Source organism: Zoogloea sp. (assembly GCF_030157465.1).
GTDB lineage: Bacteria > Pseudomonadota > Gammaproteobacteria > Burkholderiales > Rhodocyclaceae > Zoogloea.
On sequence record NZ_JAOAUU010000009.1, the window covers coordinates 1 to 6,786 of the forward strand.

Genomic DNA, 6,786 nt, shown 5'->3' on the forward strand with positions numbered 1-6,786 from the left:
ACTCACACATACTCAAAGCCCCGCAGAAAATCTCTGCGGGGCTTTGCTCGTCTACACCGCTAACCCTGATACGCACACGCAATCAACAGCAACGATGGAGCCCGCCAACACTCGGCTAGATGGGGTGCAGGGGACGCCAGATGTAAGCGCCCGGCGAATCCACTTTGACCGTAGGTCGCGGGTGCCGCTATGTCAGCTCGCTTCCTGTGGTGCGGCAGCAACTCCCTGCTCTGTGGCTGAGCCGGCAAAGAGCCGGTTTTCGCGCCCGATGGTAGTCGGCCGAATCTGATTTTCTCGATCCAGTTGTTGTGTGTGCTTTGCAAAGGCACGGTTGATTCGTCGGTGCGAGTCCGACCTGGCCAAATCTCGCTCCGGCCGGAAGCGCAAGGGGCGGCCCAGCTGGTAGCGGTATGAGCAAAGCATGCCGCTGGAGCACTGATCCAGCTATCGGGGCATCTCCCGATGGTGGGCTGTCAGCCATCCGGATCACGCCGTTATCCCCCGGTTGCTGCCAGGGCAAACCGAGCATCAAAGCATCGAACCGAGCCTGGGAGAGCGTCAGCGAATCGGACCACTCGGCCCAGCGAAATTTCCCCTGGTGGAGCCGCCGGCAGGCGAGCCAGATTCCTTGGTCGTCGTGGATCAGCACCTTCATCCGGGTGCCGCGCCGGTTGGCAAAGAGGTAAGTGTGATGCGGCCGCGCCTCGCTCTACGATTGCTTGACGGCTTCTGTGTGGGTTTGCCGGGGGCTTACGGGCAACATGAGGCAGATGAAGGCCAGATAAGTGCAATCCAGCCAGGGGCTAGGGCAGACGTTTTCAAGCACGGGCCAGACGGCGAAAGTGGGCGGTCCAACCGAGTGGGGTTCAACTTTCCTGCGGCGCGGTAGCCGCACTAAACTCCGCGTGGCCTCTGTGGTTTGACCAAGTCAATGACCGCATTGGCGGTGTTCTGGCCGGTTCTGATGTGCGCCGGAATGATCCGGGCTAGTCGCCGCGGGATAGGGCCGGACGGCGGCCGATCTCGACCTTCAGCTCTAGCTTTTCCTTGCCACGCCGCAGTTCGAACCCGGCTAGGCGGCCGGGGGGCTGCGCTGCGATGGCTTCCAGCATGGCTTGGGGGTCGTTTACCTTGCGGCCCTCGACGGCAATCAGCACGTCACCCGGGCGTACACCGGCCCGGTCGGCCGGGCTGCCGCGCATTACGCCGGAAATCAGCGTGCCGTCGGCCGACGGCATGCTGAAGGATTCGGCCAGGTCGGGGGTGATGGCCTGGACTTCGACCCCGATCCAGCCACGGGTTACCGAGCCGTTCTGAATGATTTGCTCCATCACGCTGCGGGCCAGCGAAACGGGAATCGCGAAGCCGATGCCCAGCGAACCGCCGGAACGGGAGTAGATCGCCGCATTGATTCCGACAAGGTGGCCGGCTGCATCGATTAGTGCGCCGCCGGAATTGCCGGGGTTGATTGCCGCGTCGGTTTGAATAAAGTCTTCGAAGGTGTTGATTCCCAGGTGAGTGCGGCCAAGTGCCGAGACGATGCCCATCGTCACCGTTTGGCCGACGCCGAAGGGGTTGCCGATGGCGAGTACGACGTCGCCAACCTGCAGCGGCTCCGGTGCGGCGAAGGTTATTGCGTGAAGCTTGCCATCAGCCTTGATCTGCAGCACGGCCAGGTCGGATTCGGGATCGCGGCCGACGATGCGCGCAGGCAGCTTGCGTCCGTCGTTGAGAGCCACCTCGATTTCGTCGGCGGCCTCGATGACGTGGTTGTTGGTAAGAACGTAGCCTTCCGGTGAAACAATTACGCCGGAACCGAGGCCGGAGGCGCGCTGTTGGGGGCGGTTTTCAAGCCGGTCACCAAAAAAATGGCGGAACAGTGGATCGTCGGAGAAGGGGTGGCGCTGAGCCTTTACTTCCTTGCTGGTAAATATATGTACTACCGATGGAAGGGCCTGTCTGGCGGCTTCCGAGTAGGATGAGACCGGCCTGCCGCTCTGCCCCGATGCAGGCTGGGTCGCTTCCTGAATGGTGACGGCAGGCAGCATCTGCCTCTCGCCCATCCACTCCGGTTTGAGCGTGCTGATCACGAACAGGATTGCCACCGATATGGTGACGGCCTGGGCAAAGATCATCCACAGACGATGCATCGTAAAATCTGCCATCGGCGCACGTTGGCGCCGCCAAATTGCTGAATGTTGATAAGGAAAAGCGGCGATGGAACGAACTGAATTGCAGCGCTACCTGGACCGGCTGCTGGAAGTCGAGCGCTTTAAGGATTATTGCCCAAACGGCTTGCAGGTGGAAGGTCGGGCGTCGATCCAGCGCGTTGTTTGCGGAGTTACCGCCAGCCAGGCGCTGCTTGATGCTGCCGTGGCGCGGGGGGCTGACGCGGTGCTGGTGCATCACGGCTATTTCTGGCGCGGGGAAGATGCTTGCGTCACCGGAATGCGCCGGCGGCGGCTGGCAACGCTGCTTGCCAATGACATCAACCTGTTTGCTTATCATCTGCCTCTCGATGCTCACCCCGAATTGGGTAACAACGCCCAGTTGGGCAAACTGTTGGGCTGGCTGGAGGAGGGCCGCTTCGGTGATCAGAGTCTGGGCTGGAGCGGACGGGTGCCGCAGCCAGTCAGGCTGGGCAGCCTGGCGAGTGACATCGCGGCCCGTCTTGGGCGCGAGCCGCTGATTCTGGGAGATCCGGAGCGTGTCGTCGAGCGGGTGGGCTGGTGTACTGGCGGCGCCCAGAGCTATTTTGAGCAGGCCATTGCGAGCGGTGTGGATTGCTTTGTATCCGGGGAGGCCTCGGAGCCGACGAATCATCTGGCTCGTGAGTCCGGGGTGGCTTACCTTGGTGTGGGGCACCACGCCAGCGAGCGCTATGGTGTCCAGGCGTTGGGTGCCCATCTGGCCGAAGTATTCGGCATCGATGTGGAGTTTGTTGAGGTGCCCAACCCCGTGTGATGCTTGGTTGCGCCGGTCCAGGCTTCAGGTCTCGAGGGGGGACGGTTCTGGTGGGGCAGGAGAGGGCTCCATTTCCTCCAGCGTGAGTTCCGGGGTCGGCTTGTATGGACCGAGTTCTTCGTCGAGGATGGCAAGCAGCAGGAGCAGTTCTTCGACCACCGTAAGCGGGAAGCCCTGGCGTGTGCCATTTCGGTTGTCCCGCAGGATCTGGTGGATGTAAATCTGCGCTTCCGGGGTGCCCCACAGGTCCTGCAGGCGCTGGCAGACGTGGGCTATCTGCTCGACGGTATCGAGTGTGGAGCGGATATTCTGGAAGTCGTTCCAGCTGATCATCTTGACGTTGAAGGTTTTGTTGAGCTGGCGCGTCAGTACTTCGAATTCGGCGCGCATGCCGGCCACGTGGTAGACCTCAAGCAGCTTCAGCCAAGGCTTCACCGCTTGCCGAGGATTGTTGCGAATGTAATCGGCCAGGGTTTCGGCTGCCCCCTGAGTGCGGCCGAAGGACATCATTATTTCCGCGAGTTCGAGGGCAGAGTCCTGCTCGTCCACCGTCTCGTCAAAGGGGATGGGGTGCGCAGGCGCGAAGGTGGGCTCGGCCCACTCGCCGGAGTTGTCCGCTGGTGGCGGTGGAGCGGCCTGCTGGATTGGCGGCATCGCCCGCATTTCTTCCGGCGCCTTCGGGATGGCCGTGTGCTGGGTTGTGGATGGTGCGGCGCTGATCCGGAAGTCGGGCTGGGTGGTTGGCTCAATATCCTCGACCGGCTCAGTGGGGCGACGACGGCGCAGCCACATGAGGGCCCCTCCACCCAGCAGGACGGCGAGCAGGCCGCCGATGGGCGGACCCCACTGCCGGAGCTGCTCGGAAATGCTCGAAGGTGTGGCCGCAGTCTCTGGTGCTGAAGCCGGCGGAGTGGGTTGTGCAGGCCTGGCCGCCGTCTGTGCGCCTGGAGAAGGCGGTGCTTGGTCGTCGAGCTGGGCTACCCGCTCCTTCAGCAACGCCTGGTATTCCTCCAGGCGCTTGATTTTCTCGTTGACCTCAAGCTGGGACGCGATGCGGTCGTCGATTTCGGCGAGGGTGCGCTGTTCCTGTCGTAGCTGCTGGCGAGAGCCGTCTGCCTCGTCGCCGCGCGGCGGGTTGGCGAGCAGGAGGCTCATGCGAAGCGGTACTCGGCCGGCTTCGTCGCCGCTGCCAAGTGTCAGACGGTCGTGGCGCGGCGGTTCAGCCAGACCCGTCTGATGGATATTTTGCTTTGGTGGGCGCGTCGGGCGGGCTGCTGGCTGGTGCACTGCCTCTGCTGTGTAGATGCTGCTGGCAGGGCGCTGCTGGCGTGCGGTGGGGCGTGCTGGTGGCGCAGAGGGCTGTTCTGTGTAGGCTGCAGTCGCAGCGCTTGCTACGATCGGGGGGCTGATGCGCCTGCCAGGCGGTTGGAGCAGGATTGTATAGTCGCGGCGAAACTCGTTGTCACAGGCAATATGCAGACCGAGCATCGCGAACGGATGGTTTACCGGTTCGCGCGTAGTGACGATCAGACGATCGCCGGCGAGTCGCAAGCGGGCGTTGTTGATCCAGGGTGTGTCGTCGTTACTAACGTAATTTACGCGCTTGAAGCAGCTTGCATCGAGCTTTTCGCCTGGCCCAAGAACCAGTCTGACCTCGGCCCGGAAAGGCTCGCCAAGCTCCGACAATGTGACCAGTTCGCCAAGCCCGGCCGCTCCGGCGGTCGGGCTGCCCAGTGGGGCGAGCGTGGCAACGAGCAGGAAAAGTGTCTTTCGCACGCGGTTCATCAATGGGGCGGTCGTGAATTCGGCTAGATGACGCAAAGTTGATCTTGTGGCCAGTCGGTAGGTCAGGCGCGAGCAGCGAAGCTACAGTATTCTAAAGAACTTTGCTGCCCGCCGCGGTGTCTTGTCCTGTCGTGGACTGCCGCGAATGTTAAGACTCAAGCCTGAAACGGCATTTTTTACGAGTTTTTAAGCCTAAATTGATTTTTTGTTCATCATGCCGCTCTCCGACCCGCAAGTTTCGCGCTCCCATATCCATTCCCGTCGTATCGAAATCCAGGGGTTTATACGTGACGACGGTCTCCTCGACCTTGATGCACGCCTGACCGACCAGAAGGATCTTGATTACCCTCTCGCGTCCGGCGTGCGAAAGGCCGGTGATCCGGTTCATGACCTTTTCGTACGTGTGACTGTCGATCGGGATTTTTTCGTCCTCGACGCGGAGGCTTCTTCCGAATGGGTGCCTTACCCGGATGCCTGTGGAGAAATCGCTCCGGCCTATCGTCGCCTGATAGGGCTTAATCTTGTGCGTGGCTTTCGCCGCACGGTGGGCGAAATGTTTGCCGATGTGCGAGGCTGTGCCCACCTTACCGAGTTGCTGGCTTCCCTGCCGACTGCGGCCATTCAGTCATGGGCGACCTTCGTGCGCGACAACGCGGATGAAGAGGACAAGCCCTTCCAGCTGGATCGATGTCATGCCCTCGAGACCACCACTCCGACAGTAATGCGCTACTACCCCCGCTGGTATCGCGGCGGCGATCAGCAGTAAGCTTGCCGCGGTGCAGCGCCGAATCGGTCGGGCGCATGCTTTCGTATATAATTGTACGGTCTGTAATCCGGTGTTTCTATGGCGAGAGTCTGGAGTCGCGTCGGAGCAGGATCGCCCTTCGGGCAGCGCGGCCGTGTGCCGTGGTGTGCGGGGGGCAAAACCGGTGTCTGCGCTGGACGAGGGAGAACGGCGCAGGTATCGGGGGGCGAATTGCCGCCCCGAAGAGTCCCATCAACCAAGCGTAAGCGGCCTAACAGGCTAAGACTTCGATCGAAGGGCAACCATGAAAATTCATGAGTATCAGGCAAAAGAACTACTGAGGAAGTATGGCGTCGTGACGCCGCGGGGCTTCCACTGCATTTCCGTCGACGCGGCGGTTAAGGCAGCCGAGGAACTTGGCGGCAAGGTCTGGGTTGTCAAGGCCCAGATTCACGCCGGTGGCCGCGGCAAGGGCGGTGGCGTCAAGCTGGCCCGCTCGCTCGATGAAGTGCGCGCCAACGCTGAGCAGATCCTCGGTATGCAGCTCGTCACCCACCAGACCGGCCCCGAAGGCCAGAAGGTGCGCAACCTGTTGATCGAGGAAGGCGCTGACATCCAGAAGGAATATTACGTCGCCGTCCTGACCGATCGTGCTACCCAGAAGATCGCCGTGATGGCGTCTTCCGAAGGCGGTATGGATATCGAGGAAGTTGCGCACAGCACGCCTGAGAAGATCCTCAAGGAATTCGTGGATCCGCTGGTTGGTCTTACCGACGCCCAGGCTGAAACCCTGGCGCGTGGCATCGGCGTGCCCGAGGCTTCCGTCGCCATGGCGGTGGATACCCTCAAGAAGCTCTACACGACCTACATGGAAACCGATGCTTCCCTGGCGGAAATCAACCCGCTGATTCTGGAAGGCAACGGCAACATCAAGGCTCTGGACGCCAAGTTCAACTTCGACTCCAACGCGCTCTACCGTCATCCGGAAATCGTCGAAATGCGCGATCTGGATGAAGAGGATGCAGACGAAATCGAAGCTTCCAAGTTCGACCTGGCCTACATTTCGCTGGATGGCAACATCGGTTGTCTGGTGAATGGTGCCGGTCTGGCGATGGCTACCATGGACACCATCAAGTTGTTCGGTGCCGAGCCCGCCAACTTCCTCGACGTGGGCGGCGGTGCCACCACCGAGAAAGTGACCGAAGCCTTCAAGATCATGCTCAAGAACCCCAAGGTCAAGGGCATTCTCGTCAACATCTTCGGCGGCATCATGCGCTGCGACACCATCGCCA

Annotated in this window: 5 protein-coding genes and 1 pseudogene; 3 read left to right on the top strand and 3 right to left on the bottom strand. The window is 61.3% G+C overall.

Annotated elements, in window-relative coordinates; translation table 11 throughout:
• Positions 1 to 187: 187 nt before the first annotated feature.
• Together tnpB and Q1W26_RS01360 are read right to left on the bottom strand one after the other, a co-directional pair.
• Positions 188 to 688, bottom strand: a pseudogene (gene tnpB / locus Q1W26_RS21465) (IS66 family insertion sequence element accessory protein TnpB); the annotation flags it as partial.
• A 298-nt stretch (positions 689 to 986) separates the two neighbouring features.
• Positions 987 to 2,150 carry a Do family serine endopeptidase gene (locus Q1W26_RS01360; protein ID WP_300434853.1) on the bottom strand — a complete coding sequence of 388 codons (1,164 nt, stop codon included), beginning with the start codon at positions 2,148 to 2,150 and terminating at the stop codon, positions 987 to 989.
• A 67-nt stretch (positions 2,151 to 2,217) separates the two neighbouring features.
• Here Q1W26_RS01360 and Q1W26_RS01365 point away from each other — a divergent pair, with 67 nt between their 5' ends.
• Positions 2,218 to 2,964, top strand: a complete 747-nt coding sequence (locus tag Q1W26_RS01365) for a Nif3-like dinuclear metal center hexameric protein (RefSeq protein WP_300434856.1) — start codon at positions 2,218 to 2,220, stop codon at positions 2,962 to 2,964.
• A 24-nt stretch (positions 2,965 to 2,988) separates the two neighbouring features.
• Here the strand turns inward: Q1W26_RS01365 and Q1W26_RS01370 are convergent, their stop codons facing one another.
• Entirely contained in the window at positions 2,989 to 4,749 is a 1,761-nt protein-coding gene (locus tag Q1W26_RS01370; protein ID WP_300434859.1) for a hypothetical protein, read from the bottom strand.
• A 214-nt stretch (positions 4,750 to 4,963) separates the two neighbouring features.
• On the opposite strand from Q1W26_RS01370, the gene Q1W26_RS01375 reads away from it, so the two are divergent.
• Positions 4,964 to 5,515 (top strand): DUF2889 domain-containing protein, encoded by a 552-nt coding sequence (locus tag Q1W26_RS01375; RefSeq protein ID WP_300434861.1) that lies wholly within the window; start codon positions 4,964 to 4,966, stop codon positions 5,513 to 5,515.
• A 283-nt stretch (positions 5,516 to 5,798) separates the two neighbouring features.
• The coding region (sucC, locus tag Q1W26_RS01380; RefSeq protein WP_300434862.1) for an ADP-forming succinate--CoA ligase subunit beta at positions 5,799 to 6,786 on the top strand (988 nt) is incomplete at its 3' end.

Coding starts and splice junctions, on each gene's coding strand:
- Q1W26_RS01360 (WP_300434853.1), bottom strand. CDS start 2,150: ATGCATCGTCTGTGGATGATCTTTGCCCAGGCCGTCACCATATCGGTG.
- Q1W26_RS01365 (WP_300434856.1), top strand. CDS start 2,218: ATGGAACGAACTGAATTGCAGCGCTACCTGGACCGGCTGCTGGAAGTC.
- Q1W26_RS01370 (WP_300434859.1), bottom strand. CDS start 4,749: ATGAACCGCGTGCGAAAGACACTTTTCCTGCTCGTTGCCACGCTCGCC.
- Q1W26_RS01375 (WP_300434861.1), top strand. CDS start 4,964: ATGCCGCTCTCCGACCCGCAAGTTTCGCGCTCCCATATCCATTCCCGT.